This window comes from Pseudoxanthomonas sacheonensis (genome assembly GCF_031455975.1).
GTDB lineage: Bacteria > Pseudomonadota > Gammaproteobacteria > Xanthomonadales > Xanthomonadaceae > Pseudoxanthomonas_A > Pseudoxanthomonas_A sacheonensis_A.
Map to the genome: position 1 here is coordinate 28,912 of NZ_JAVDTT010000005.1, position 25,546 is coordinate 54,457.

A 25,546-nucleotide genomic window follows, 5' to 3' on the forward strand; every position below is an offset into this window, starting at 1 on the left:
GACTCTTCCGGCAGACAAAAAGAAACCCCGGCTTGCGCCGGGGTTTCCACTCGCCGTCCTGGCGGCCTTCGATCAGAAGGTGACGCTCCAGCTGTTGATGTAGCCAGTGTCGCCGCCCGCGTTGTCGTTCACGCGCAGGTTCCAGGTACCGTTCAACGCTTCGCTCGACAGGTTCACGGTATAGGTCGAGTTGATGTTGTCGGCGCTGCCGCCGCTGCGGTTGTGCAACACGTACACGCTGCCATCCGGCGCCACCAGGTCCACCTTCAGGTCGCCGATGTAGGTGTGCACGATGTTCACCGCCACCGAAGTGCTGGCCAGGCCGCTGCCGCTGCGACCGGACACGGTGATGGGGCTGTTGACCGTGGTGTTGTCGCCGATGGCCACGTCGGTGCCATTGGTGTACGTCTGCGTACCGCCACCGCCGCCGGTGGTGTAGCTACCGGTCAGGCTGACGCCGGAGAAAGCGGAATAGGCTTTCAGGCGCACGTAGTAAGTGCCTGCGGTGGGAGCTGCGAAAGTGCAGGTTTCGGCGTTGCCGTTCACGTACGGCCGGCAGTCGTACACCGTGTCCGTCGGAGCGCTGCCGGACTTGACGTACATGTCCATGTCGCCGGTACCACCCGAGGTGGTGAAGGTCAGGTTGGAAGCCCCTGCCGGCACGACCATGGTGTAATTCAGCGAGGCACCCGTGGCCGCGGACAGGCCCGTCACCGGCACACCGTTGCTCAACACCGTGCCGCCACCGCCCGAGCTCACCGTGACCGAACTGGTCTTGGTGTTGGTGGCGCCGCCGTTGTCGGTGACCGTCAGGGTGACGGTGTAAGTACCCGCCGCCGAGTAGGTCTTGCTCGGATTGGTAGCCGTGGACGTGGTGCCGTCGCCGAAATTCCAGCTGCGCGAGGCGATGCTGCCATCGCTATCGGTGGAAGTGTCGGTGAAGCTGACGGTGAGTCCGCTGGCCGAGGAAGTGAAGTTGGCCACCGGAGCGACGTTGCCGCCGCCACCGCCTGCCGCATCCACCGCCGCCTTGGCGTTGACGATACCCGCGCCGATCGGTTGCGAAGGCGTGGACGGGAACGCGCGCGCGCTGCTCTTCAGCAACGCTTCCACCTGTGCGGGCGTCTTGGGCGTGGCCGAAACCGCCTGTATCAGTGCCACCACGCCGGCGACATGCGGTGTCGCCATCGAGGTGCCGCTGTAGGACGCGTAGGTTTCCGCGCCGGGAGTACGCGCACCTGCGTTCAAGGTGGAGAGGATGCTCGAACCCGGAGCCGCGACATCCACCAGCGCGCCATAGTTGGAGAAACTGGAGCGCGCGCCCGTGCTGGTGATGGAACCCACCGCGACCACGTTGTTGCAGTTGGCCGGCGAGGCGTTGGACACGTTGGTGTTGTCGTTGCCCGCCGCGATGACCAGCGTCGTGCCGCGGCCGACCGCGCCGTTGATCGCCGTCTGCGTGGTGGCGCCGCAAGCGCCGCTACCGCCGAGGCTGAGGTTGATGACTTCGGCCGGATTGGCATTGGCCGGCACACCGCTGACGGTGCCGCCGGACGCCCAGATGATGGCGTCGGCGATATCCGAATCGTAGCCGCCGCACTTACCCAGCACGCGTACGGGAACGATCTTGGCGCCATAGGCCACGCCCGCAACGCCCACGCCGTTGTTGGTCACTGCCGCTACCGTGCCGGCGACATGGGTGCCATGCCAGCTGGAATTGGAAGCCGGTATGCCCGCTCCGCATTCGTTGGCGTTGTAGCCGTCGCCCGGATCGGCCGGGTTGGAATCACGCCCATCGCCGTCCACCGAAACCGCGGTGTCGATGATGAAGTCGTAACCCGGCAGGATGTTGGCGTTGAGGTCGCTGTGAGTGGTGATGCCGGTGTCCAGGATGGCGACGACGGAGCCGGCGCCGTTGGTGGTATCCCAGGCTTCGGTAGCGCGAATGCCGCCCGCGCCGGTGCCATAGCCCCATTGTTCGCTGAAGCGGGGATCGTTGGGGGTCAGGAGAGGTTTGTTGAGTTTGTCGACTTCCACATATTCGACATTCGGATTCGAAGCCAGCTGACGCATCAGCGATTCGGCTTCTACGCGATCCAGCTTGCGGTCGGAACGGACGACGTCAGCGCCTACGGCCAGGCGGCGCAGTTGCCTGACTTCGAGCGCGCGGCCCGCTTTAGCCGGAATAGCGCGGGTTGCGGATCGCAACGCACTGTCCAGCGAAGCCGTACTCGCGCGCTCGGTGCTGCCGTCGCGGTACTTGACGATGAAGCGATCGAAGTTCTTCTGCTCGGGGGATTGCAGACCACTGAGGTCGATGCGGCCTGCCGCCATGGCGGGCATTGCGCACATCGAGGAGATAGCGATAGCGGTGGCACTCGCCAATACGTGCAAACGCAGACGACGCTTTGAGACATCCGACATTGAAGTTCCCTCTACATAGTAGTGATGCCGCTGATGCGGCTGTTCGGGAACGGCCGTGACTTGGAACAAGGGGTGGTGACGGCCGCTTCCGCTGGGGATGCGTCGAACGACGCATCCTGAGCCGAACCTAACCGGGCGTGCGGCATGCGCACAAGATATTCCAGTGAGGAATCTCACGGAATGGGGTACAGATATCGTTAAATGTGACGGTAACCGGTTTCAAATGATACTAACGGCCCTGTCGATGTGACGGCCGCGTGAAGGTTGGCTACTACTGGAATCGTTTGCATGCTGCGTCACGGTGCCGCGTTGCGCGGCCCTCTTGGATCAGAGCATTCCCGTTTCCAGCTTGGCCGCTTCCGACATCATGTGCCGGCCCCAAGGTGGGTCGAATACCAGTTCGACGTCGGCCTCGACCACCGTCGGAATGAGTTCCAACTTGTTGCGCACGTCGTCGACCAGGATCTCGCCCATGCCGCAACCGGGCGCGGTCAGGGTCATCTTTACTTCCACTTCGCGCTGGCCGTCGTCGCGGTGACGCAGGTTGGCTTCATAGACCAGGCCCAGGTCCACGATGTTGAACGGGATCTCCGGATCGAAACAGGTGCGCAGCTGCTTCCAGATCAGCTGTTCGACTTCCTCGTCGCTGGCGTTCTCGGGCAGGCTCAGCGACTCGGCCGGCTCCTTGCCGATGGCATCGCCATCCTGTCCGGCGATGCGGAACAGATTGCCTTCCACGAATACCGTATAGCTCCCGCCCAGCGCCTGGGTGATGTAGCCGAAGCTGCCCGCAGGCAGGGTGACGCTATCGCCCTGCGGCACGAGGACGGCGGCGCAATCGCGCTCGAATTGGACAGGTTCGCTGCTGCGGGAATACATGACAACCAGATGGGGGCCGCGCCGGCTGGCGCAAGTCGACATTTTACGCCCTACGTCGCCCTGCGACCCGTTGGCGGCCATAAAGCGCGGGCAACTGTGTGTTCCGGACCGTGGACTGCACGGCCGAGGACTGCGTAAAGCAGCTTCTGGATCTCTCCCCCAAGGCTATCGGGCGCCAATGCTCGCTGATCGCAACGGCGCGCGGGGCTACGGCACGCGGCACAGTATCCTATGCCGTCACGCTGGAGCCATGATGCAAGAAACCACCCTGACCCACCGCCCCATACGCTGGCTTGCGCTGGTGATGCTGTTATTGGGCGGACTCTGCTTCGCCGTGATCTGGATCATGCTGGCGGTCTATCTGGGCAAACCCTGCGGCTGGATGGCTGTGCTGGGTGCCCTGGATGCCGCTGTGATGCTGCGTTTGGGCGGAATGCGGGGCGGGGCGGGGCGCACGCTGCTGGCGGTGCTGGCGACACTGGCGATCATTGCGCTGGTGAACTGGGGCACCGCAGCCACGCAGATCGGTTTCGCCATGGGACTGAATCCGTGGGATTCGGCGCTCAAGCTAGGTATGGGCTACGCCTGGACGCTATTCCAACTGGCCAACCAAACCGCCGACCGGATCTGGATGGCGGTTGCACTGGTGGCCGCAGCTGTCGCTGCACGTTGAAGCATGCCGACGTCGGGCTCAGTGTCCGCCGTCCAGCGCCTTGAGTTCGCTCACCAACGCCGATGCCATCTCCGCACCGTCGCCATACAACATGCGGGTGTTGTCGGCGTAGAACAGCGCATTCTCGATACCGGCGAAACCGGTGCCCTTGCCGCGCTTGATGACAATGGTGTTCTTCGAATTGACCACGTCCAGGATCGGCATGCCGTAGATCGGCGACGCCGGATCGGTCTTGGCCACCGGGTTGACCACATCGTTGGCGCCGATCACCAGCGACACATCGGTGTTGGGAAACTCGGGGTTGACGTCGTCCATGTCCGCGATCAGATCGTAGGGAACGCCCGCTTCGGCCAACAGTACGTTCATGTGCCCGGGCATACGGCCGGCGACCGGATGGATGGCGAACTTCACCTTCACGCCGCGCTCCATCAGCTTCTGCGCCAGTTCCCAGATCTTATGCTGGGCCTGGGCCACCGCCAGGCCGTAGCCGGGCACGATCACCACCCGCTCGGCGAAAGCCATCATCGCCGCAACGTCGCCGGCCTCGATGGGCTTTTGCGAGCCGGTGATTTCCTGCATTTCACCGCCGCCGCCGCCGAAATTGGAAAACAGCACGCCGCTGATCGGGCGGTTCATGGCCTTGGCCATCAGTCGCGTCAGCAGGATGCCGGCCGCGCCCACCATCATGCCGGCGATGATCAGCGTCTCGATGCCCAGCACATAGCCTTCGAAGGCGACCGCCAGACCGGTGAACGCGTTATAGAGCGAGATCACCACCGGCATATCCGCGCCGCCGATGGGCAGGGTCATCAGGATGCCCAGCGCCAGCGCCGCGACGAAGAAAGCGATGATCCACGGCACGCCCAGCGTCCACATGGCCAGGCCGCCCAGCGCCACCGCGACCACGGCGACCAGCGCGTTGAATACCTGCTGACCGGGGAAGGTGTAACGCTTGTCCATGCGCCCGTCCAGTTTCGCCCAGGCGATGATGGAACCGGACAGCGATACCGCGCCGATCAGCGCGCCGATCACCGCAAGCAGCAGGGTCACCTTGGAGGGAGATCCGCCCTGCGACGAATAGCGCAGCAGTTCCACCGCGCCGATCGCGGCGGCCGAGCCGCCGCCCATGCCGTTGTACAACGCCACCATCTGCGGCATGTCGGTGATGGCCACGCGGTTGGCGGAAATCCACGCCGCCGCGGTGCCGATGGCCACTGCGGTGAAGATCAGCAGATGGTTATCCAACTCCGGCAGCAGGAAGGTCGCTGCGGTGGCGATCAGCATGCCCAACCCGGCCCAACGGATGCCACTGCGCGCGGTCATCGGCGAGGCCATGCGCTGCAGGCCGAGCAGGAACAGCGTGGCGGCGACCAGATAGCTCAGTTTGACGAAGGTCGACAGCAGTTCCGGAGTGACCCAGCTCATGGCTTGGCCTCCGGCTTCTTGGAGGACTTGAACATGTCCAGCATGCGCTCGGTCACCACGTAGCCGCCAGCGGCATTGCCCGCGCCCAGCAGCACGGCGACGAAGCCGATCACCTTCTCCAGCGTGGTATCGGCATGCCCCAGGACGATCATGGCGCCGATCAGCACGATGCCGTGGATGAAGTTGGAGCCCGACATCAGCGGGGTATGCAGGATCACCGGCACCCGCGAAATGATCACGTGCCCGGCGATGGCCGCCAGCATGAAGATGTACAGGGCCACGAAACCGTCGCTCATCCACTCTCTCCTCGGGCACTGCGCCCTGCCCGCATCATAACCGGCCCCTGAATCCGTTGGCAGCAAGGTCAACCCTTGGCCCGCGACTGCGTTTCCTTCCCCATATCCAACCCGCCAAGCCATGAGGACGACCGCGATGATGAAGTACAAGCCCCTGTTGGCGCTCGCTGCATTGTTGTTGGGCGTCGCTGGCGCCGCCTCTGCCCGCGACGCGCTTGCCGGCGATGTCGGCGACCGTGTCGACCACCGTCTGGATCGCAGAGGCGACCGGGTGGAACAGCGACTCGACCTCAAGGGCGACCGCATCGAAACCCGCTACGACCAGCGCGCGGCCCGGGCTGACAACCACGGCCATCCACGCGCAGCCGATCGCCTGGAAGCCCGCGGCAGCCATATCGACCGCCGGCTGGACCGCAAAGGCCAGCTTGCGGCCAACCGCCTGGACCGCCGCGGCGACCGCTTCGACTACCGTTGGGATCGCAGGCACTAAGCTGTGCTGGTGAGTGCCGACATCAGCCAGGCAGGCTTCGACCAGAAACCCGAGAACGCCGCGCGTCCGCCAGCAGCGACGCTGGAATTGTTCCTGGCCGGTATCGGCACCCGTGCGTTCCGCTTCGCGGAGGCCGGCCTGCGCAGTCGCGACGACGCGTTGGATGCGGTGCAGGACGCGATGATGAAGATGCTGGGATACCGCGAGCGTCCCGCCGCCGAATGGACGCCGTTGTTCTGGAGCATCCTGCGGCGCAAGATCGTGGACGTGCAGCGGCGCGGTAATTTCCGTCTGCGTTTCTTCGCCCCGGCCAGCGAACGCGGCGAGGATAGCGTGATCGACTGGGCCGACCCGGCTGCAGGGCCTGCCCAGGCCCACGACCAGCGCGAAGCCTATGCCAAGCTGACCCTGGCCTTGCGCAAGCTGCCGGCGCGCCAGCGCGAAGCCTTCACCCTGCGCGTGCTGGAAGAATTGGACGTGGCCGATACGGCCAAGGCCATGGGTTGTTCGGAAGGCTCGGTCAAGACCCACCTGTCGCGCGCGCGCGATGCTTTGCAAAAACAACTGGAGGATTTCCGATGAACCCGGGAATCGGCAACGAGAAAACAATCGGCACCAGCGAGTCCTTCGATGGCCGCATGCGCCAACTGCATGCCGCGGCCGTGACCGAGCTTTCGCCACAGACGCTGGCACGGCTGCGCAACGCGCGCCAACAAGCGCAGACGTCGGCACCGCGACGCGGACACGCCTGGCGCTGGGCGACCGCGACCGCGTTCTCCGCCGTGCTGGCGGTGACCATCGGGCTGCAACTGCTGCCGAAGCCGAACTCCACGCCCGCCGCTCAACCTGTCGTCGCGACCCTCGTCAGCGATGACGTTTATGCGGACAGCGTGAGCGCGCTGGATGAAAACCCCGACCTGTACATGTGGCTGGCTTCTTCCGAAGCCGAACCGCTGGCAATGGAGTAATCGAAATGAAAACCGCTCTTTCCCGTTCCCTGGCGCTGGGCCTGTTGCTGCTGGCCGGCAACGCGCTGGCGCAGTCGACGCCTGCGCAATCGCTTCCCGAATGGGAGAAATTGACTCCGCAACAGCGCGACGCATTGATCGCACCGGTACGCGAGCGTTGGAACAGCGATCCCGATGACCGTCCGCGCATGCTGGAGCACGCACAGCGCTGGAAGAGCATGACCCCCGAACAACGCCGGCAGGCGCGCAAGGGCATGCGCCGCTTCGAAGGCATGAACCCCCACCAGCGCGAAGAGGCACGCGTGCTGTTCTTGCGCATGAAGGACCTACCGCCGGAGCAGCGCAAGAAGTTGCGCGATGATTGGAAGGCCATGACTCCGGAACAGCGCCGCGCGTGGATACAAAAGAATGCGCCGCAGGATTCGAGGCAGGCGCCGCCGCCGTTGCCGCCATTGCCACCCCGGTAAATCGGATTGAGGACCGGTGCCGGTCCTAGCAGTGCGCAGATAAAGGATTCGTCATCCCCGCGAAGGCGGGGATCCAGCGACTTCTTTACTCCGCCGCAACCACTTCCGGCCACCGCGTCTTCGCCAGCAGTTCGTCGTTCCAGTCGAAATTAATCGCGCCTTCCTTGACGAACAAGGAAACGAAATTGAACACGTTGCGCGAATACATCTCGCTGGCGTGCACTGCGCCCATGCTGGCCAGGTTCAAGGGGCCGGCCACGGTGACGCCGTTGAGTTCGATGGTTTGGCCCGGCTTGGTCGCCTCGCAATTGCCGCCGGTTTCGGCGGCCAGGTCCACGATCACGCTGCCGGGTTTCATCGCCTCCACCATGGGCATGGTGATGATCTTGGGCGCGGGACGGCCCGGCACCGCGGCGGTGCAGACCACTACATCGATACCCTTCAGGTGCTCGGCCAGCCGCCGCTGCTGCTCGGCGCGTTCCTCGTCGGTGAGCTGGCGCGCATAACCGCCCTCGCCCGCCGCACTGACGCCAAGATCCAGGAACTTGCCGCCCAGCGATTCGATCTGTTCGCGCGTTTCCGGGCGCACATCGAAGCCTTCCACCTGCGCACCCAAGCGCTTAGCGGTGGCGATGGCCTGCAATCCGGCCACGCCGGCGCCGACGATCAACACCTTCGATGGACGAATGGTGCCGGCGGCGGTGGTCAGCATCGGGAAGAAGCGCGGCGCCAGCTGCGCGGCGATCAACACGGCCTTGTAGCCGGCCATGCCGGCCTGCGAACTGAGCACATCCATCGCCTGCGCGCGGGTGGTGCGCGGCAGCTTTTCCAGCGGGAACGAGAGGATGCCGCGCGCCTTAAGCGCGTCGCCGCGTGCCGCATCGGCCTGCGGCTGCAGCATGCCGACCAACGTCGCGCCCTGCTTCAATTGTCCGATCGCGGCGGGATCGGGCGACTGCACGCAAAGCACCAGGTCGGCCTGGGCCGGCGTGTCGTGCGTGGCCATTTGCGCGCCCGCATCGATATAAGCCTGGTCGACGAACCCGGCGCCCAGCCCGGCGCCGGGTTCGACCTTGATGCTGGCGCCGGCGGCCACGAGCTTCTTCACCGTTTCCGGGGTGGCGGCCACGCGACGCTCACCGGGCGCCGCCTCCTTCAACACCAGCACTTCAATCGCCATGTTTTCCTCACCCGTCCGATTCCAGACTGCGGATGCTAGCAAAGCGCGGGGAAGAAGGCCGATCTGGAAGACAAAGTTAGGCCTGACTGCTTTGGCTTTGGCTTTGGCTCTTGCCAACCATCCCCGTGAGGCGCGGCAAGCGGGCCGGGACAAACCCCGCAGGGGCGGCGCACAAGGATGTGCGCCGTTTCCGGAGGCGCAGGAGGCGCCTTACGGAAATTCCCGGCCCGCTTGCGGACCCGACGGCTTCATCGTGGGGCGCGACGTTAGGGTGTGTTTCTTTGGTTACTTTCTTTGCACAAGCAAAGAAAGTGACTCGCGCAAAGCGCGAAACGCTTTTGCTTTGAAGGAAGAGCTAAAGAACAAGATCAAGAGCACCCCTCCTCAATCCTCCCCTGCGCTGCGCGCAAGGGAGGAGGCAGAAGCAGGAGCAAATGCAGGAGCAGGAGCAAAATCAAAATGGATGACCAGCCATTCGGCTGTTGAGGAGCACTTCCAGCGTTCGCTGGGATGACGGCTTATTTTTTTTGGGGCCTGCACGTAAGTCGCGGGAGTCCCCGTCTTCGCGGGGATGGCGATTCTGGAGAACTTTGGGATAACGATTCTGGAGAATCAGGCGCCGACCGCCGCCTTTTCCGGGTCCAACCGCTCGATCACGCCCTGCATCGCACTATCGAACGCATCCTCATCCTCGTGTGTGCGCAGCCGCCCCATCCGCACCATCATCGCCAGTTCTTCCGGCGAGGCCACGCAGAAACGCACGCCGCGGCGATTGACGAACAACAGACGCGAGGAAATCGGACTGACCCACGACAACTTGCCCGCCTGCACCTTATTGTCCTTGTCCACGAAGTCCAGCCACGTGCCGATCGCCAGCGAGCGGAAGTGGTCGGCATCGGTGCTGTCGAAATCCAGCGTGTCGGTGCCGCCGACTAACTGGATGGAAACCGAATCGTCCTCCGCCACCTTCGGCAGCACGACCTGCGGCAGCTCCGGAAGCTGCCTTTCCAGATCCGGGCGCGAGGCTGCCACCGCCTGCAAGGTATCGTGGAGGGCATCGACCGCGGAACTGGCGCCGTCGGGGTTCATGCCGACGCTGGCGAACACCTTCTGCAGGGACGGCCGCCAGGCCTGCAGCCACGGCTTGCCGATGATCTGGCGCTGGGCTTCGGTGAGTTCTTCCATCAGCCCATCGGCCAGGGCCAGCGCATCGCGCAAGCCGTCGCTGTCCTCGCCCTCGCGCAGCACGGTCATGGTGACGTGGTGGGCCCAGGGCTGGCGCATGAAATCGTCTATGGCCTGCGGTACATGGCGGCCGTCCAGGCGGGTGGACAGTTCCAGCGCCATGCGCACGCGCGCGGTTTCCAGACGCTCCTGGCCGCTCTGTATTTCCGCGGCGCGGCGTTCGGCGATCTCGATGCGTCGCTTGTGCTGGCCCAGAAAATCGCGGAATTCCTCTTCCAAGGTCAGGAAGATGGCGAGGTTTTCGTTGAATTCGGCGGTCAGGCGATCCACCACCTCCTCCACCTTAGTCATCAGCGTGCGCTCGGCAGCGCTCTCGCCGTTGTTGCCCTCGCACGCCTCGGCCAGCACGTTGAGCAGGCGCCGCGCCGGATGGGTCTTCTGCACGAACATGCGCCGGTCCAGCAACGCGACCTTGACGAAGGGAACCACCAGCCGGCCGATCAGCTCGCGCGGGCGGCCTTCCAGGTCGCGTTCGTCCAGCATGACGTCGAAAAGCATGCCGACCAGATCGATGGCGTCCTCATCCACCGGCGCCAGGCGCGCGGTCGAGGGATCCACGCCCAATTGGGTGGCGCCGCTGATCACTTCGCTCTTCAGGCGCTGGGCCAGCGATTCGCCGGTATCGCCGATGGCCGCGCGCAGCGTGGCGCTGGGCGTGCTTTGCAGCAGGGAGAGCACCGAAAGCATTTCGCGTTGCGACAGCGGGCGATTGTCGCTGGAGGAAGAGCGCGAAGGCTCGGGGGCCTCGCGATTGCCTCGCGATTCCTGCAGCAAATGGTGCAATGCTTCCAGCAGCACGCCCTGCGCGCCTCCGGCATATTCCGCAGGGCCGTCGGCGAAATTGTGTTGTCCCATCGACGCCTGCATGCCGCCCTTCATTCCGGCCATGCGGTGGGTGAAACGGGCCGCCCAGGCCGGTGCGCTGGCCTCGTCTTCGTCGGCCATCGGCTCCGGCGCGCGCGGTGCCTGGCGTGCCGGCGAACGGGTAGCGGGCATCTCGGGCATCACTCCCGCTTGCGCCAGCCTCTGGTCCAGCGCTTCGTAGATGCGGCCGATGCCGGGCACCAGATCGCGCTCGCACAGCTTGATCACCACCAGACGCACTTCCAGGGTCAGCTCGCAGGTCGCGAAGGCCTCATGGATGGCGACACCGATATGTTCGGGACCGATGGGGTTGTGGTCGACGTCCAGCACCAGATTCCCGGCGATCCAGCCCAGCCGGCGATCCAGGCGCACGAGAACGGTCTTGCAGTCGCGCAGAATCACGCTGGCCAGGTTGCGCGCGGCCAGACGGGATTCCAGTTCCTGATCGGAGATCAAGGTGAGCGCGCTGGTGGGCTCGGCCAGTGCGCTTTCCGCGGACTGCGGCTCTCCGGCCTCCAGCGATTGCCAGGCCTTGTCCAGGTGGGCGCGGAAGCGGCGGATGACTTCCTCGCGGCGGCGGCGCAATTCGCGCATCGCATCCAGGAAAGCCATCTGCGAGTTGCCGGCGCGCTCGGCGCGGTCGAACAACGCATCGTCGAAACGGCCCAGCGCCACGGCGAAGGTATCCACCAGAGGCGGCACCGCCGTTTCCCGCGCCTGGCCCAGCAGTCGCGGGTCGCGACCGTAGCGTTCGGCGTTGTGATAGCTGCTGGACATGCGCAAGGTTCCCCGCCTTGGCAGGCGAAAAAGCAAGAGGAAGAAAGCGGCCCCAGTTCCGCCTCGACAGCTTAGGGAATCTGAACCCGCCGCAACCGTGACCCGTTAGGCAGTTTGATGCTGTGCAACATCCTGTCCATGTTTAAACTGTGTCCATGCGCGCATCCGATCCCCTGCAGTTCCTCGACTTACGCCGGTCCGTTCCCTCCAAGCAGCTCGACGCTCCCGGCCCCGATCCCTCGACCCTGTTGCGTATGTTGACGGCGGCGGTGCGTGTTCCCGACCACGGCAAAATGGTGCCGTTCCGCTTCCTTCGCATCGAAGGCGATGCGCGCCATGCGCTGGGTCGGACCCTGGTCGCCCGCACTTTGCAGCGCGATCCTGATGCGCCCGCGGCGGCGATCGAAAAGGAACGCATGCGTTTTTCGCACGCGCCGCTGATCATCGCCGTGATCGCGCGACTGACTCCGGACCACAAGGTGCCGGAACAGGAGCAACTGCTCAGTGCCGGCTGCGTTTGCTTCGCCCTATTGCAATCGGCGCAGGCGCTGGGTTTCGGCGCGCAATGGCTTACCGGCTGGGCGGCCTACGACGAAGCGATCGGGAACACGCTCGGCCTGCAGGCGCACGAAAAAGTGGTCGGCTTCATCCATATCGGAACGCCCAAGTTGGAGGCGCCCGAACGCGAGCGCCCCGACGCGGCCGCATTGCTGAGCGATTGGAATCCGCCGGTGGTGAGCCCGCCGAACCATGCCTGAAGCGACGGCCGCTCCCACGTTGAAGTCGCCGCTGTACCTGGTGGACGCCAGTCTGTACGTGTTCCGTGCCTGGCACTCCATGCCGGACCAGTTTCACGACGCCGACGGCTGGCCGACCAACGCGGTGCACGGCTTCGCGCGCTTCGTGTTGGAACTGCTGGAGCAGGAACGCCCGCAACACATCGCCATCGCTTTCGACGAGGCCTTGGACAGCTGCTTCCGCAACAAACTGTATCCGGCCTACAAAGCCAATCGCGATCCGGCGCCGGAGGAGCTCAAGCGCCAGTTCACCCACTGCAAGGCGCTCTGCGCGGCTCTTGGCCTCAATGTGCTGGCGCATAGCGAATACGAGGCGGACGACCTGATCGGCAGCGCCCTGCATTCCGCCCGGCCGCGTGGCTTCCGCGGTGTGATCGTGTCGGCGGACAAGGACATGTCGCAACTGCTGTGGGAGGCGGACGAGCAGTGGGACTTCGCGCGCGGGCAACGCTGGGGCATGGCCGGGGTCAAGGCCCGGCACGGCGTGGAAGCCACGCAGATCGCCGACTACCTGGCGCTCACCGGCGATGCGGTCGACAACATTCCCGGCGTTACCGGGATCGGCGCGAAGTCGGCGGCGATCCTGCTGGCGCATTTCGGCAGCCTGGATGTTTTGCTTACGCGCATCGACGAAGTGGCCTTCCTGCGCATGCGCGGCGCTGCGCAGATGGCCGTGCGCCTGCGCGAACAGCGTGAACACGCGCTGCTGTGGCGGCAGCTCTCGACCATCGCGCTGGATGCGCCTGTCGACAACGCGGAGCCCGACTTCATTCGCGCCAGTGTCGACGCCGGCATGCTCGAAGCGCTTTCCGAATCGCTGCGTTTCGGCCCGATGACGCGCCGCCGTCTACGCAGCGCCGCCGGACTGGGCGACAACACCAACTACTAATAAGCAACGCATTCCGAATAGCATGTCCGCATGAACGACAAGACCGCACCGCCCAAGACCGTCTACGAAGGCAAATACCTGCGCATGATCGAGCGCGGCGCCTGGGAATATGTGGAACGCACCCACGCCAGCGGACTGGCCGCGATCATCATCGCGGTGACGCCGGAGGACAACGTGCTTTTCGTCGAACAGTTCCGCGTACCGCTGCAGGCAGCGACCATCGAGATGCCGGCGGGACTGGTGGGCGACGTCCATGCCGACGAATCCATCGAGATCTCCGCGATCCGCGAGCTGGAAGAAGAGACCGGCTGGACCGCCGCCCACGCCGACGTGCTGATGATCGGCCCGACCTCCTCAGGCATGGCCAGCGAGAAGATCGCCTTCGTCAGAGCCACCGGTCTCAAGCGGATCGGCGCAGGGGGTGGCGATGGCGACGAGAACATCACCGTCCACGAGATTCCGCGCACCCGTGCCGCAGCGTGGCTGGTGCAGAAAATGACCGAAGGCTACGAACTGGACGCCAAATTGTGGGCCGGCTTGTGGATGATCGACCACCACCTGGATGGCACGCCGCGTGGATAAGCCAGCGACGCTGTTGGATGCGGAGGATCCGGCGCCCTTCACGGTCCACCGTGCGCACGGCGATTCGCCCTTCGTCCTGATCGCCGACCATGCCGGACAAAGGATTCCCACGCGCCTCGGCGATCTGGGTCTGTCGCAGGCGGAACTCGACCGCCATATCGGCTGGGACATCGGCATCGCCAGCCTGGCCGAACGCCTGTCCGAGAAGCTCGACGCCTTCGCGATCCTGCAGACCTACTCGCGGCTGGTGATCGACTGCAACCGCCCGCTGGAAGCGCCCGGCTCCATTGTCGAGGTCAGCGATGGAACTTCGATCCCAGGCAACGAAAGCCTGGACGACGATGCGAAGACCGCACGCGCACTGGAGATCTTCGCGCCCTACCACGCGCGCATCACCCAGGAACTGGATCGCCGCAGCGAACAATCCCCCGCGCCGGTGTTGATCTCGCTGCACAGCTTCACTCCGGTATTCGCGGAGTTCGTGCGGCCATGGCACGCCGGAATCCTTTATCACCGCGATACGCGGTTAGCACACGCCCTGCTCGCCTCGTTGCGCGCAGAACCGGGATTGGAAGTCGGCGACAACGAACCCTATGCGGTCAGCGACGCCACCGATTTCGCCATTCCGGTCCACGGCGAACAGCGCGGACTGCTGCACGTGGAGCTGGAAATCCGCCAGGACCTGATCGCCGATGCGGCGGGTCAGGAAGAATGGGCGGAGCGGCTCGCCCGGCTTTTGCCTGGACTCCTGCCCGGACTGTTGCCGGATTTGACGCACGGCTGATCCGCTTCTGCTACAACGGTGCTACCCCACGCTTCCAGCACCGCTCTCGCCCGGATGCACCAGCACGGTGCGACCCAGTGCTGGCGGCTCCCTGTCCGGAGTTCCACGTGCTGATACGCCTCGGTTTCGAAATCACCCACAGCTTCCCGGAACCCACCCCGATGCTGTTGACGTTGAATCTGCACGACTCACGGCGCGCGGATATCGCCATCGCCAAGGAACTGCAAACCTCGCCCGCCGTTCCCCTGCAGCAGTATCACGATGGCTTCGGGAATGTCTGCACTCGGCTGGTTTCGCCCGCCGGATCCTTCACCGTATCTTCGGACATGGTGGTGCGCGACACCGGCTGGACCGATGCCGTGGTGCCGACGGCGCAACAGATACCGGTCTACCAATTGCCGGAGGAAACCCTGCTCTATCTGCTCGGCAGCCGCTACTGCGAGACGGACAAGCTTGTGGAGAAAGCCTGGGATCTGTTCGGCCACACGCCGACCGGCTGGGCGCGCGTGCAGGCCATCTGCGACTACGTGCACGACCGCATCCAGTTCGGCTACGAATTCGCGAACGCCACCAAAGGCGCCGCGCAGGCGCTGGAGGAAGGCCGCGGGGTGTGCCGCGATTTCGCCCATTCGGCAGTGGCCTTGTGCCGCTGCATGAATATTCCGGCGCGCTATTGCACCGGCTACATCGGCGACTTCGGCGTGCCGCCCAGCACCGCGCCGATGGATTTCTCGGCTTGGTTCGAAGCCTTCCTGGACGGGCAGTGGTACACCTTCGATGCGCGCCACAACTTCCCGCGCATCGGCCGTGTGCTGATCGCGCGCGGGCGCGATGCGGCGGACGTGGCGATCAGCAATACCTTCGGTCCGAACACGCTGGAGCGGTTCGAGGTGTGGTCGGAGGAAACCTTCGTGGAAGCGTTGATTCCCAGGTGAAACGCTTTTCCTTCTCCATTCGGGAGAAGGAAAGCAGCTCAAGCGAATTTGTCCGTCGCGCCCACTAGCGCATCCACATGCTCGGCCTCGAAGGCCGAGTGCCCGGATACCGGAGAAATCAACAGCTCGGCCTTCGGCCAGGCCTTATGCAGGTCCCAGGCGTTGGCCATCGGACAGACCACATCGTAGCGGCCGTGCACGATGACGCCGGGGATGTGCGCGATCTTGTGCGCGTCGCGCAGCAGCTGCTCTTCGACCTCGAAGAAACCGCCGTTGACGAAGTAATGGTTTTCGATCCGCGCGAAGGCCAGCGCGAAAGCCGCGTCTTCGTGGCCGCTGACGAAGTCGTGGTCCACGCGCAGGAAACTGGTGGCGCCTTCCCACACGCTCCATGCGCGCGCCGCGGCCAAGCGCGTGGCTTCATCGTCGCTGGTCAGCCGGCGATGGAAGGAGGAAATCAGATCGTGGCGTTCGACGACCGGGATGGGTTCGAGGAAATGCTCCCACGCGTCCGGGAACAGGCGCGAGCAACCTTCCTGATAGAACCACTCCAGTTCCCAGCGGCGCAGCATGAAGATGCCGCGCAGAACCAGTTCGGTCACGCGCTGAGGGTGTTTCTGCGCGTAGGCCAGCGCCAGGGTGGAACCCCAACTGCCGCCGAACACCTGCCACTGCTCCACGCCCAGCTTTTCGCGCAGTTGCTCGATATCCGCAACCAGGTGCCAGGTCGTGTTGTCTACCAGGTCGGCGTGCGGCCTGGAGCGGCCGGAACCGCGCTGGTCGAACAGCACGATGCGGTATTTGGCCGGATCATGGAACCGCCGCATCTTCGGACTGCAACCGGCGCCCGGACCTCCGTGCAGCAGGACCACCGGCTTGCCGTTCGGATTGCCGCACTGCTCGTAATACAGGGTGTGGCGGTCGTCGACCTTGAGCGTGCCGGTGTCGAAGGGTTCTATTTCGGGGTAAAGCTGGCGCATGGTTGCGGCCCGCGGTTCGGGGCGGGAAGTTTAACGCAGCGGGAACTGTCTTCCCTTTCGACACCGCAGCTCGGTGCTCAGAACCTCGACGTCGTCATCCCAGCGTCTTCAAACAGCGAAACTGATCAAGCTGGAAGCGCCTTTCAACAGCGAGGCTGGTCATCCACTTTGACTTTTGCCTGGACCTTCGCCGATCAAGATCAAAATGGATCCCAGCGTTCGCTGGGATGACGGCTTAAAGAGAGCAGGAACTAGCCAGGGCTGCGCCCCAGCGTCACCCTGTCGCGCGACTCCAGGTCGCGTTCGGTGGCGACATCGACGAATCCTGCCGCTTCAAACAGCTCCCGAATCGCAGCGCCCTGCTCCAGGCCATGCTCCAGCAGCAACCAGGCGCCCGCCACGAGATGGGTACCCGCTCCGGAAACAATTTCCCGAATCGCATCCAGCCCGTCGGCACCAGACGACAGTGCCGCAGCGGGCTCGAACCGTAGATCCCCCTCGTCGAGGTGCGGGTCGCCCTCGGCGATGTAAGGCGGATTGCTGGCGATGAGGTCGAAGCGCTCGCCCATGAGCGGTGAGAACCAGCTGCCCATGCGGAATTCGACATTCCGGATGCCATTGCCTTCGCCGTTGCCGATGGCGATGTCCAGCGCGCCCTCGCTTGCGTCCGTGGCGATGACCCGGCATTCCGGACGCTCTTTCGCGATGGCCAGCGCGATGGCGCCACTGCCCGTACCCAGATCGGCGGCTCGCGAAGGAGACGAAACCGGAAGCCTTGCGATCGCCAGCTCCACCAGCAGTTCGGTTTCCGGCCGGGGAATCAGCGTATCGGCGGTGACCGCCAGGTCCAGCGTCCAGAAGCCGCGCCGTCCGGTGAGATAGGCGACGGGCCGGCCCGATTCGCGTGCCTCGAGCAGCACGCGGAAACGTTGCAAAGCGGAAATCTCGATGGTTTCGTCGCCATGCGCGAACAACCAGGACACCGGCTTGCCCAGGGCATGGGCAAGCAGCGGCCTGGCATCGGCCACTTCGATACGTTCACTGGCCTGGCGCAAAACCGCATCCAGTCGGGGCTGTGGACTCGTATTCATCGGCGACATCGTATCTGCGGCGGCGCGTTTGCGAGTCCCAGAAGCAGCAGCCGAGTCACGCAATAGTCATTGACTATCAATATGATGCTACCAATCGATTAGAGATATCAATCGATCGATACTAGTATTCACCGTCCCTATCAATCACCCCACCAACGAAGGAAGCATAGATGTCCCTGATCAATACCCATGTGAAGCCCTTCACCGCCAATGCCTTCCACAACGGCAAGTTCGTCCAGGTTTCCGACGCCGACCTGAAAGGCAACTGGTCCGTGCTGATCTTCATGCCGGCCGCCTTCACCTTCAACTGCCCCACCGAAGTCGAAGACGCCGCCACGCATTACGCCGAGTTCCAGAAGGCGGGCGCCGAGGTCTACATCGTCACCACCGACACCCATTTCTCGCACAAGGTCTGGCATGAAACCTCGCCAGCGGTCGGCAAGGCGCAGTTCCCGTTGATCGGCGACCCGACCCATCAGCTGACCCGCGCGTTCGACGTGCATATCGACGAAGAAGGCCTGGCCCTGCGCGGCACCTTCATCATCAATCCGGAAGGCGTGATCAAGACCGCGGAAATCCACGACAACGCCATTGCCCGCGACATCAGCGAAACCCTGCGCAAGCTCAAGGCCGCGCGTTACGTCGCCAGCCACCCGGGTGAAGTGTGCCCGGCCAAGTGGAAGGAAGGCGAGAAGACCCTGGCGCCGTCGCTGGACCTGGTCGGCAAGATCTAAACGCCCCCTCTTCACAACGAATTGCCCGCAACAACGCTCCTCCCCCAAAGAGGCGATCCCCTCCCCCGCACGCGGGGGAGGGCTTTATGCAACCCCTACGCGAGTCCCCCATGCTTGAGTCCGATCTGAAAACCCAGCTGCAGGCCTACCTCCAGAAGGTGACGCGTCCGATCGAGATCGTGGCGTCGCTGGACGACAGCCCCAAATCCCGCGAGATGGAAGAGCTGCTCGGCGAAATCGTGTTGCTGTCCGACAAGATCACCCTGGTCGAACGCCGCGATGCCGACGCGCATACGCCCTCTTTCGCGTTGAACAGCCCCGGCCACGACATCCACCTGCGTTTCGCGGGCATTCCGATGGGCCATGAATTCACTTCGCTCGTCCTGGCGTTGCTGCAGGTCGGCGGCCACCCGTCGCGCACCGCGCAGGACGTGATCGAACAGATCAAGGAACTGGAGGGTCCCGCCCCTGACGGCGTTCTCAAGTTCGAAACCTATTTCTCGCTCAGCTGCCAAAACTGCCCGGACGTGGTCCAGGCGCTGAACCTGATGGCGGTGCTGAATCCCAACATCCAGCACGTCGCCATCGACGGCGCGCTTTTCCAGGACGAAGTCGAAGCACGGCAGGTGATGTCGGTTCCGACCATCTACCTCAACGGCGAAGTCTTCGGCCAGGGCCGCATGGGCGTGGAAGAAATCGTCGCCAAGCTGGACACCGGCGCAGCGGCGCGCGATGCCAAGAAGCTCGCGGCCAAGGCGCCGTTCGACGTCCTCATCGTCGGCGGCGGCCCGGCCGGCGCTGCGGCGGCCATCTATGCCGCGCGCAAGGGCATCGCCACCGGCGTAGTCGCCGAACGCTTCGGCGGGCAGGTGTTGGACACCATGGCCATCGAGAACTTCATCTCGGTTTCGGAAACCGAAGGTCCGAAGATGGTCGCGCAACTGGAACAGCATGTGCGCCAGTACGAAGTGGACATCATGAATCTGCAGCGCGCCGAGAAACTCACTTCGGGCAACGGCGTGATCGAGATCGAGCTGGCCAACGGCGCGTCGCTGAAGAGCAAGACCGTGATCCTGTCCACCGGCGCGCGCTGGCGGCAGATGAACGTGCCAGGCGAGAACGAATACCGCAATAAAGGCGTGGCCTATTGCCCGCATTGCGACGGCCCGCTGTTCAAGGGCAAGCGCGTGGCGGTGATCGGCGGCGGCAACTCCGGCGTGGAAGCGGCCATCGACCTGGCCGGCATCGTCAGCCATGTGACCCTGATCGAGTTCGACCACCAGTTGCGCGCCGACGCGGTGCTGCAGCGCAAGCTGCACAGCCTGCCGAACGTGAAGGTGATCACTTCGGCGATGACTACGGAAGTCACCGGCGACGGCCAGAAGGTCGATGGACTGGTCTACCAAGACCGTGGCAACAACGAGAAGCACACGCTGGCGCTGGAGGGCATCTTCGTGCAGATCGGCTTGCTGCCGAACACCGAATGGCTCAAGGGCACGGTGGCGCTGTCGCCGCGCGGCGAGATCATCGTCGACGAACGCGGCCAGACCTCGCTGCCTGGCGTGTTCGCCGCGGGCGACGTGACCACGGTGCCGTACAAGCAGATCGTGATCGCCATGGGCGAAGGCTCCAAGGCCGCGCTCAGCGCCTTCGACCATCTGATCCGCACTTCGGCGCCTGTCGAAGAAGCGGAAGTTGAGGCGGCGTGATGTTCAAGCCCTCCCCTTCAAGGGGAGGAGCCTGCCCCGGACTGGATCCGGGGTTGGGTGGGGATGGTGTAGCTTGTGCCGCACGTCAATCACACCTGACCGGAAAACCATCCCCATCCCGGCCTTCCCCTTGAAGGGGAAGGAGAAACCTTCATGAACCTGCGCGACCTCAAATACCTGCTGGCGCTCGCCGACCACAAGCATTTCGGTCGCGCGGCGGCGGCGTGCTTCGTCAGCCAGCCCACGCTGTCCACGCAGATCAGAAAGCTGGAAGAGGAACTGGGCGTGTCCCTGGTCGAGCGCGCGCCGCGCAAGGTGATGCTGACCCCGGCGGGACGCGACGCCGCCGAACGCGCGCGCCGCATCGTCGCCGAAGTGGAGCAGATGAAGGAAGGCGCGCGCCGCAGCCAGGATCCGGAAGCCGGCACCGTGCGGCTGGGCATCTTCCCGACCCTGGGACCTTACTTGCTGCCGCATGTGATCCCGCGCATTCGCGAACGTTTTCCGAATCTGGAGCTGCTGCTGATCGAGGAAAAGAGCGACGTGCTGCAGTCGCGCCTGCACGACGGCAAGCTGGACGCGGCCCTGCTCGCGCTGCCGGTGCACGACGACCAGTTGCACAGCGAGTTCCTGTTCGAGGAGCCGTTCCTGCTGGCCGTGCCGGAGAACCATCCGCTGGCCCAGCGCGATTCATTGAGCCTCAGCGAACTATCCGACCAGAAATTGCTGCTGCTGGAAGACGGCCATTGCCTGCGCGAGCAAGCGTTGGAAGTCTGCCGGCTGTCGGGCGCGAACGAAAAATCGGAATTCCGCGCGACCAGCCTGGAAACGCTACGGCAGATGGTCGCCGCCAACGTCGGCATCACCTTGCTGCCCACGCTGGCGATCAAGCCGCCGGTAGCGCGATCACAGAACATACATTTGCTAGGCTTCAGCGACTCGCATCCCAGCCGCCAGATTGCGATGCTATGGCGCAGGAGCTCGGCGATGGCCGAGTTCCTGCTGGAGCTGTCGAAGGTATTCTCCGAGTTGCCGACGGAGTTGTTCTCGCCCACTCCGGAAATCGGTCTGCAGCCGCCCCAAGCTCTTGGCAGGAAATCCGCCGGCAGCAAACGCCACTAAAGCCCCCACTGAAGCCCCCACCTCAGGACAACCAAGAACACCATGACCTCAGTATCGAAACTGCAACAACTCCGCGAACTCTCCGTCGTGGTCGCCGATACCGGCGACTTCGATGCGGTCAAACGCCTGCGCCCGGTCGACTGCACCACCAATCCGACCCTGGTGCGCAAGGCGCTGGATCTGCCGGTCTACGCCGAAGCCATCGACAAGGAACTGGCCTGGGCGCGCACCCAATCGGGCGACAAACAAGCGGTGGTCGAAGAAGTGGTGGATCGCCTTACCATTGCGGTCGGCTCCGCGCTGGCAGGCCTGGTGCCTGGCCGCGTTTCCACCGAAGTCGACGCCGACCTGGCCCACGACACCGAAGCCACGGTGAAGAAAGCGCACAAGTTCATCGACATGTACGCCGCGGGCGGCATCGGCCGCGAACGCGTGCTGATCAAGGTCGCCGCCACTTGGGAAGGCGTGGAAGCGGCGCGCCAGCTGCAGCGCGCCGGCATCGACTGCAATCTGACCCTGATCTTCAACCGCACCCAGGCGCTGGCCTGTTCGGAAGCGGGCGCGTTCCTGATTTCGCCCTTCGTGGGCCGCATCCTGGACTGGTATGTGGCGCGTGGTGAAGCGCCGTCGAACATCGATGCGGATCCGGGCGTGGTGTTCGTGCGCGGCGTGTACGACGAATTCAAGCGCCGCGGCTCGTCGACCGTCGTGATGGGCGCCTCGTTCCGCTCCACCGCGCAGATCGAGGCGCTGGCGGGCTGCGACCGCCTGACCATCTCGCCGGACCTGCTGGAGAAACTGGAAGCGGAAACCGGTGAGTTGCCGCGCAAGCTCTCGCCCGTCAAGGCCGAAGCGAACACGCATGCGCCCATCGACGCCGAGCGCTTGGCCAAGGATCTGGCGGACGATCCCATGGCGACCGAGAAATTGCGCGACGGCATCGCCGCCTTCGCCAAGGACCTGGTGGGCCTGCGTCAGACCATCGCCGAGCGCTTGTCCGCCGCCGCGTGAACCTGCGCAACTTCCTGATCGCCTGCCTGGTGCTTGGCGCACTGGGTTGGTGGTATTCCTCGCACTCGCCACGCAAGGCGAGCGCGCCGGAGGGCGTGTCCACGAATTCCGGATGTCCGCTGCCACCCCTGGTCGACAGAGGCGAAGCGCCGTTGCAGAGCGATGTGCCTGCCTCGATGCGGCCGTTCGCACTGACCGCCGCGACGCTTCAGCCTTTGGCGGGTTTCAGCATCGAAGCGCGGGTGCTTTCGCGCGAAGACTACAGCCTGGGGCGGGAAGCCGATCTTTCGCCCACCGATCTGGCGCTGGGTTGGCGAACCATGCGCGAGGAAGCCGTGTTGTCGCAACTGGACATCAGCCAATCCTCGCGTTGGTACAACTATCGCTGGAAAGATCAGCCACCGCTGCCGCCCGGGGAAATCGCGCGCAACAGCGCCAACATGCACATGATCCCCGCCAGCGATGCGGTAGCCGACGCGCTTGCGGACATCGGCAAGGGCGATAACGTGCGCATCGATGGCTGGCTGGTGGAAGCCAAAGCCCCGGACGGCTGGCGCTGGCGCAGTTCGACCACGCGGGACGACACCGGCGGAGGCGCCTGCGAGGTAGTCTACGTCTGCGGCATCACGCGGCTTTGATCGTGCCGCCGGATCGCATCCGGCATCCATCGCGCGATTCTCAAGGTTTCCGCGCTGCCAGGACTACCCGATTGCGGCCTTCGTGCTTGGCTGAATAAAGCGCCCGATCGGCCCGTTCCAGCGCCTGGGTCGGGGTCTGTTCGTGTACGAGGCGCGTCGCCACACCCACACTGACCGTCAATTTCACCTTCTGGTCTTGCCATTCCACTGCCGACTCCTCGATCTGCAGACGGATCCGCTCGCCGATTTCCCGCGCCTGATCGTCCCCGGGAGTAGGCAGCAAGACCAGGAACTCCTCTCCACCGTACCGTCCCAACAGATCTCCCGGCCGCAAGGCCCGGCTCAGGACATCGGCCAGATGCCTGAGGCATTGATCGCCACAGGCATGGCCATAGGTGTCGTTGACCAGCTTGAAACCGTCCACGTCGATAAACAGCACCGCAAGGGTTTTGTCATTCTTGTGGGCTTCGATGAACGCATGGCTCAGCGCCAGGTCGATCGCGTTGCGATTGAGCATGCCGGTCAGCGCGTCCAGTTCGGCCGAACGGCGCAGCTTTTGCGTCTCCCGGGCTTCCGCGGTCTGCTGCAACACCAGTTGCCCGAACTGATCGACCAGCGCGAGTTCTTCCGCGCTGAACGCCTGCGGACCCACCCGTTCCAGCAGCGCCACGCCCACATCGCCCTTGCCCGTGGTCAGCGGCACCGCCGCATAGGCCATGCTCGCCGCGCGTGCCCGCGTGCTTCCCGGCACCGGATTCATGATCAGCTCGGCCATCGGCAACTTCCGCTGCGCCACCGCGCGCAGGGTCGCATCGTTGACGTCGATCAACGCGGACAGGCGCGAGGTGTGGGTGACCGGCTCGGTGATCCGGGTCTGGTCGTAGCCAGGGCGGGAAAGAATGATAGTGGCCGAATTCAACTGCAGCCAGGGCAACAGGCTTTCCATCGCCATTTGAACCGCATACCACTCCAGATCCTTGCTGGCGACGTCCTGCAGGCGCTTGCGCAGCAGATCGGCCAGGTCGGTGTAGGCCTGCTGTTGCCGCAACCGCTGTTCGCTGGCCTTGCGGGCCATGCGCTCCTGTTCGTGCTTGAGGCGGAAATCCGCGATGCGGCCGATCAACGCGACCACCAGCACCACCGCCACCAGCACCAATCCGATCTGGTAACCGAACCTGCCCCAGAACGGATCCGCCATTCCGCGCACGCTCAGTTCGAATAGCGTGCAACTGATGCCGAGCATGATCAGTGCGGTCAGCAGCGGCCAGCCCAGCCACGCCTTGCGCAGGATCGCGCTGAAGAAGGCGAGCATCGCGAGCACGGCCGCCGCCGCCCAGCCGATGATCACCAGTATCTGCATGGTCTCCGGCGCGAAGGCGAAGCCGCACAATCCGGCCGCGGCCAGCGCGACCATCGCCGACGCGCCCGCGACGGGCGTCCAGCGCAGCCAGAGGTTGTCCGGGCGCCGGCCGGCGAAGTCGCGTGCCGTGCAGATCCCCGACGCGCTCACCAGCAGCATGGCGATATTGGTGCCCTGTCCTCCCAACGGTTTCAGCCAGGCCAGGAATGGAACGGTGTAGGCGTGCCCGTTGACCACCAACATCAGTAGGAGCGAGGCGCTCACGAAAGCCAGAAAGCTCAGGAACGCGAGCTCGCGCGCACCCAGGCAAAGCGATACCGCGACAATGGCCAGCACCAGCAGGCAGGCGTACAAGGCGATCGCGACCGCCAGCGACCGCTTGTCCTGCTCGGCTCCCAGCGCCATGCGTACGACTTGTGGGCGCAAAGTGCGCGCCAGTTCGGTACTGGCGGTCACATCGACACTGACCGGTCCTCGCCAGTGGGCGGGCAACGTTTGTGAAAAAGCCATCGGCAACAGTCCGTCGTGAGGCTGGGGACGGAAGAAATCCTGCGCCGGCGGGTGCCAGCCTGGGGCCTGGAGTTGCAGTTCCTTCAGTTCGATCCGGTTGAACCGCAGCTGCCAGGGCGATCCGTCCGGATTGCGGCTGGGCAGGTCGAAACTCAAGCGGAACCGCGCCGGACTTCCCTCCGGCGGAAGCACCACCCCGTCGCCGTCGACGCTGAGGTGGGCCCGCGGCTGCGCATCCAGCAATTGCAAGCTCACGGGGACTTCCAGCGCGGGCGCTGCCGAGGTTTGCGCAGCGCGCGCAATGCCCTCCCAGGCCACAGTCGCGGACAGGACCAACAGACCCCATGCCAGCAAGCGCAGGCCACTGCCCTGCATGCGCCACCGCGGATTACCCCGTGGCAGGTAGCGCACCCGGATCCTCCTCACCGTGGTGGTCGCGTGCCTGCTCCAGATGCAGCGCTTGCAGACAGCTCGTGGCCTCGTCGAGATAAGGGTCCGGAACGCAGACCCGCAAGACGCCGAACAGCGGCAGCTCGCCCGCGCCTCCCAGTAGGGATTCGCCAAAAATGAACACCGGAATATCCATGCCTTCCAGCGCGTGCTTGGGCAGATGGGCTTCGATCAGGTTGTTTGCGCGATAGACGACTTGCACGGCGACTCCCGGACACCGACCCAGAGTAACCCCAGTTCTGGCGAAAACCATGGCCCGCTCGCAG

25 protein-coding genes are annotated in these 25,546 nt (G+C 64.5%); 15 read left to right on the plus strand and 10 right to left on the minus strand.

From position 1 onward, the window contains the following. Nucleotides 1-72: 72 nt before the first annotated feature. The gene (locus J2W94_RS16265; RefSeq protein WP_430540638.1) at nucleotides 73-2,424 is read right to left on the minus strand and encodes a S8 family serine peptidase; all 2,352 of its coding nucleotides are present in this window, start codon (nucleotides 2,422-2,424) and stop codon (nucleotides 73-75) included. Between the two features lie 327 nt (nucleotides 2,425-2,751). Continuing rightward, nucleotides 2,752-3,303, minus strand: a complete 552-nt coding sequence (sufT, locus tag J2W94_RS16270) for a putative Fe-S cluster assembly protein SufT (RefSeq protein ID WP_310095699.1) — start codon at nucleotides 3,301-3,303, stop codon at nucleotides 2,752-2,754. A gap of 253 nt (nucleotides 3,304-3,556) precedes the next feature. On the opposite strand from sufT, the gene J2W94_RS16275 reads away from it, so the two are divergent. Further along, a complete protein-coding gene (locus J2W94_RS16275) occupies nucleotides 3,557-3,976 on the plus strand; it encodes a hypothetical protein (RefSeq protein ID WP_310095701.1) in 420 nt (139 codons plus the stop codon). 18 nt (nucleotides 3,977-3,994) lie between these two features. Here J2W94_RS16275 and J2W94_RS16280 read toward each other — a convergent pair whose 3' ends face one another. Together J2W94_RS16280 and J2W94_RS16285 are read right to left on the minus strand one after the other, a co-directional pair. After that, a complete protein-coding gene (locus tag J2W94_RS16280) occupies nucleotides 3,995-5,401 on the minus strand; it encodes an NAD(P)(+) transhydrogenase (Re/Si-specific) subunit beta (protein WP_310095704.1) in 1,407 nt (468 codons plus the stop codon). Continuing rightward, nucleotides 5,398-5,697: an NAD(P) transhydrogenase subunit alpha gene (locus J2W94_RS16285; RefSeq protein ID WP_310095706.1), complete on the minus strand. Its 300-nt coding sequence runs from the start codon at nucleotides 5,695-5,697 to the stop codon at nucleotides 5,398-5,400. Before J2W94_RS16285 ends, J2W94_RS16280 begins: the two co-directional genes overlap by 4 nt. 139 nt (nucleotides 5,698-5,836) lie before the next feature. On the opposite strand from J2W94_RS16285, the gene J2W94_RS16290 reads away from it, so the two are divergent. From J2W94_RS16290 to J2W94_RS16305, 4 genes are read left to right on the plus strand one after another with little or no spacing between them, the layout of a single operon-like run. Continuing rightward, nucleotides 5,837-6,187, plus strand: a complete 351-nt coding sequence (locus J2W94_RS16290; protein ID WP_310095708.1) for a hypothetical protein — start codon at nucleotides 5,837-5,839, stop codon at nucleotides 6,185-6,187. Nucleotides 6,188-6,208: 21 nt separating this feature from the next. Beyond that, a complete protein-coding gene (locus J2W94_RS16295) occupies nucleotides 6,209-6,769 on the plus strand; it encodes an RNA polymerase sigma factor (protein ID WP_310096146.1) in 561 nt (186 codons plus the stop codon). Beyond that, complete coding sequence (locus J2W94_RS16300; protein ID WP_310095710.1) at nucleotides 6,766-7,155, plus strand: hypothetical protein; 390 nt, start codon at nucleotides 6,766-6,768, stop codon at nucleotides 7,153-7,155. Before J2W94_RS16295 ends, J2W94_RS16300 begins: the two co-directional genes overlap by 4 nt. Before the next feature lie 5 nt (nucleotides 7,156-7,160). Then, entirely contained in the window at nucleotides 7,161-7,622 is a 462-nt protein-coding gene (locus J2W94_RS16305) for a DUF3106 domain-containing protein (protein ID WP_310095712.1), read from the plus strand. Between the two features lie 85 nt (nucleotides 7,623-7,707). On the opposite strand, the gene J2W94_RS16310 is transcribed toward J2W94_RS16305, so the two are convergent. Beyond that, complete coding sequence (locus J2W94_RS16310) at nucleotides 7,708-8,802, minus strand: NAD(P) transhydrogenase subunit alpha (RefSeq protein WP_310095714.1); 1,095 nt, start codon at nucleotides 8,800-8,802, stop codon at nucleotides 7,708-7,710. A 612-nt stretch (nucleotides 8,803-9,414) separates the two neighbouring features. Then, complete coding sequence (locus J2W94_RS16315) at nucleotides 9,415-11,688, minus strand: DUF1631 domain-containing protein (RefSeq protein ID WP_310095716.1); 2,274 nt, start codon at nucleotides 11,686-11,688, stop codon at nucleotides 9,415-9,417. A gap of 155 nt (nucleotides 11,689-11,843) precedes the next feature. On the opposite strand from J2W94_RS16315, the gene J2W94_RS16320 reads away from it, so the two are divergent. The 5 genes from J2W94_RS16320 to J2W94_RS16340 all read left to right on the plus strand — a co-directional run bounded on the left by J2W94_RS16320 (nucleotide 11,844) and on the right by J2W94_RS16340 (nucleotide 15,675). Next, entirely contained in the window at nucleotides 11,844-12,446 is a 603-nt protein-coding gene (locus J2W94_RS16320) for a nitroreductase family protein (RefSeq protein ID WP_310095718.1), read from the plus strand. Further along, nucleotides 12,439-13,374 (plus strand): 5'-3' exonuclease, encoded by a 936-nt coding sequence (locus tag J2W94_RS16325; protein WP_310095720.1) that lies wholly within the window; start codon nucleotides 12,439-12,441, stop codon nucleotides 13,372-13,374. Before J2W94_RS16320 ends, J2W94_RS16325 begins: the two co-directional genes overlap by 8 nt. Before the next feature lie 30 nt (nucleotides 13,375-13,404). Beyond that, the gene (locus J2W94_RS16330; protein WP_310095722.1) at nucleotides 13,405-13,956 is read left to right on the plus strand and encodes an NUDIX hydrolase; all 552 of its coding nucleotides are present in this window, start codon (nucleotides 13,405-13,407) and stop codon (nucleotides 13,954-13,956) included. Beyond that, a complete protein-coding gene (locus tag J2W94_RS16335; RefSeq protein ID WP_310095724.1) occupies nucleotides 13,937-14,740 on the plus strand; it encodes an N-formylglutamate amidohydrolase in 804 nt (267 codons plus the stop codon). The genes J2W94_RS16330 and J2W94_RS16335 overlap by 20 nt, the downstream gene beginning before the upstream one ends. A gap of 107 nt (nucleotides 14,741-14,847) precedes the next feature. Further along, nucleotides 14,848-15,675, plus strand: coding sequence for a transglutaminase-like domain-containing protein (locus J2W94_RS16340; RefSeq protein ID WP_310095728.1), 828 nt, complete (start codon nucleotides 14,848-14,850; stop codon nucleotides 15,673-15,675). A gap of 38 nt (nucleotides 15,676-15,713) precedes the next feature. Here J2W94_RS16340 and pip read toward each other — a convergent pair whose 3' ends face one another. Then, nucleotides 15,714-16,655 carry a prolyl aminopeptidase gene (gene pip, locus J2W94_RS16345; protein WP_310095729.1) on the minus strand — a complete coding sequence of 314 codons (942 nt, stop codon included), beginning with the start codon at nucleotides 16,653-16,655 and terminating at the stop codon, nucleotides 15,714-15,716. Between the two features lie 251 nt (nucleotides 16,656-16,906). Continuing rightward, nucleotides 16,907-17,746: a peptide chain release factor N(5)-glutamine methyltransferase gene (gene prmC, locus J2W94_RS16350; RefSeq protein ID WP_430540639.1), complete on the minus strand. Its 840-nt coding sequence runs from the start codon at nucleotides 17,744-17,746 to the stop codon at nucleotides 16,907-16,909. 170 nt (nucleotides 17,747-17,916) lie between these two features. Between prmC and ahpC the strand changes: the two genes are divergently transcribed. The 5 genes from ahpC to J2W94_RS16375 all read left to right on the plus strand — a co-directional run bounded on the left by ahpC (nucleotide 17,917) and on the right by J2W94_RS16375 (nucleotide 22,960). After that, nucleotides 17,917-18,480 (plus strand): alkyl hydroperoxide reductase subunit C, encoded by a 564-nt coding sequence (ahpC, locus tag J2W94_RS16355; RefSeq protein WP_310095731.1) that lies wholly within the window; start codon nucleotides 17,917-17,919, stop codon nucleotides 18,478-18,480. Between the two features lie 110 nt (nucleotides 18,481-18,590). Continuing rightward, complete coding sequence (gene ahpF / locus J2W94_RS16360; RefSeq protein ID WP_310095732.1) at nucleotides 18,591-20,189, plus strand: alkyl hydroperoxide reductase subunit F; 1,599 nt, start codon at nucleotides 18,591-18,593, stop codon at nucleotides 20,187-20,189. A gap of 153 nt (nucleotides 20,190-20,342) precedes the next feature. After that, complete coding sequence (locus tag J2W94_RS16365; RefSeq protein WP_310095733.1) at nucleotides 20,343-21,311, plus strand: LysR substrate-binding domain-containing protein; 969 nt, start codon at nucleotides 20,343-20,345, stop codon at nucleotides 21,309-21,311. A 42-nt stretch (nucleotides 21,312-21,353) separates the two neighbouring features. Then, a complete protein-coding gene (locus J2W94_RS16370; RefSeq protein WP_310095734.1) occupies nucleotides 21,354-22,322 on the plus strand; it encodes a transaldolase in 969 nt (322 codons plus the stop codon). Next, nucleotides 22,319-22,960, plus strand: coding sequence for a hypothetical protein (locus J2W94_RS16375; RefSeq protein WP_310095735.1), 642 nt, complete (start codon nucleotides 22,319-22,321; stop codon nucleotides 22,958-22,960). The genes J2W94_RS16370 and J2W94_RS16375 overlap by 4 nt, the downstream gene beginning before the upstream one ends. Nucleotides 22,961-23,000: 40 nt before the next feature. Here J2W94_RS16375 and J2W94_RS16380 read toward each other — a convergent pair whose 3' ends face one another. Further along, nucleotides 23,001-25,241 carry a sensor domain-containing diguanylate cyclase gene (locus tag J2W94_RS16380; RefSeq protein WP_310095736.1) on the minus strand — a complete coding sequence of 747 codons (2,241 nt, stop codon included), beginning with the start codon at nucleotides 25,239-25,241 and terminating at the stop codon, nucleotides 23,001-23,003. Continuing rightward, a complete protein-coding gene (locus J2W94_RS16385) occupies nucleotides 25,219-25,482 on the minus strand; it encodes a DUF2007 domain-containing protein (protein WP_310095738.1) in 264 nt (87 codons plus the stop codon). Before J2W94_RS16385 ends, J2W94_RS16380 begins: the two co-directional genes overlap by 23 nt. Between the last annotated feature and the right edge of the window lie 64 nt (nucleotides 25,483-25,546).

Bases quoted from the DNA above. Each gene is read 5' to 3' on its own strand.
- J2W94_RS16365 (WP_310095733.1), top strand. From the start codon at position 20,343: ATGAACCTGCGCGACCTCAAATACCTGCTGGCGCTCGCCGACCACAAG.
- J2W94_RS16335 (WP_310095724.1), top strand. From the start codon at position 13,937: ATGGCACGCCGCGTGGATAAGCCAGCGACGCTGTTGGATGCGGAGGAT.
- J2W94_RS16275 (WP_310095701.1), top strand. From the start codon at position 3,557: ATGCAAGAAACCACCCTGACCCACCGCCCCATACGCTGGCTTGCGCTG.
- ahpF (WP_310095732.1), top strand. From the start codon at position 18,591: ATGCTTGAGTCCGATCTGAAAACCCAGCTGCAGGCCTACCTCCAGAAG.
- J2W94_RS16315 (WP_310095716.1), bottom strand. From the start codon at position 11,688: ATGTCCAGCAGCTATCACAACGCCGAACGCTACGGTCGCGACCCGCGA.
- J2W94_RS16325 (WP_310095720.1), top strand. From the start codon at position 12,439: ATGCCTGAAGCGACGGCCGCTCCCACGTTGAAGTCGCCGCTGTACCTG.
- J2W94_RS16320 (WP_310095718.1), top strand. From the start codon at position 11,844: ATGCGCGCATCCGATCCCCTGCAGTTCCTCGACTTACGCCGGTCCGTT.
- J2W94_RS16310 (WP_310095714.1), bottom strand. From the start codon at position 8,802: ATGGCGATTGAAGTGCTGGTGTTGAAGGAGGCGGCGCCCGGTGAGCGT.
- J2W94_RS16280 (WP_310095704.1), bottom strand. From the start codon at position 5,401: ATGAGCTGGGTCACTCCGGAACTGCTGTCGACCTTCGTCAAACTGAGC.
- prmC (WP_430540639.1), bottom strand. From the start codon at position 17,746: ATGAATACGAGTCCACAGCCCCGACTGGATGCGGTTTTGCGCCAGGCC.
- J2W94_RS16305 (WP_310095712.1), top strand. From the start codon at position 7,161: ATGAAAACCGCTCTTTCCCGTTCCCTGGCGCTGGGCCTGTTGCTGCTG.
- J2W94_RS16300 (WP_310095710.1), top strand. From the start codon at position 6,766: ATGAACCCGGGAATCGGCAACGAGAAAACAATCGGCACCAGCGAGTCC.
- J2W94_RS16330 (WP_310095722.1), top strand. From the start codon at position 13,405: ATGAACGACAAGACCGCACCGCCCAAGACCGTCTACGAAGGCAAATAC.
- J2W94_RS16290 (WP_310095708.1), top strand. From the start codon at position 5,837: ATGAAGTACAAGCCCCTGTTGGCGCTCGCTGCATTGTTGTTGGGCGTC.
- pip (WP_310095729.1), bottom strand. From the start codon at position 16,655: ATGCGCCAGCTTTACCCCGAAATAGAACCCTTCGACACCGGCACGCTC.
- J2W94_RS16285 (WP_310095706.1), bottom strand. From the start codon at position 5,697: ATGAGCGACGGTTTCGTGGCCCTGTACATCTTCATGCTGGCGGCCATC.
- J2W94_RS16265 (WP_430540638.1), bottom strand. From the start codon at position 2,424: ATGTCGGATGTCTCAAAGCGTCGTCTGCGTTTGCACGTATTGGCGAGT.
- J2W94_RS16370 (WP_310095734.1), top strand. From the start codon at position 21,354: ATGACCTCAGTATCGAAACTGCAACAACTCCGCGAACTCTCCGTCGTG.
- sufT (WP_310095699.1), bottom strand. From the start codon at position 3,303: ATGTATTCCCGCAGCAGCGAACCTGTCCAATTCGAGCGCGATTGCGCC.
- ahpC (WP_310095731.1), top strand. From the start codon at position 17,917: ATGTCCCTGATCAATACCCATGTGAAGCCCTTCACCGCCAATGCCTTC.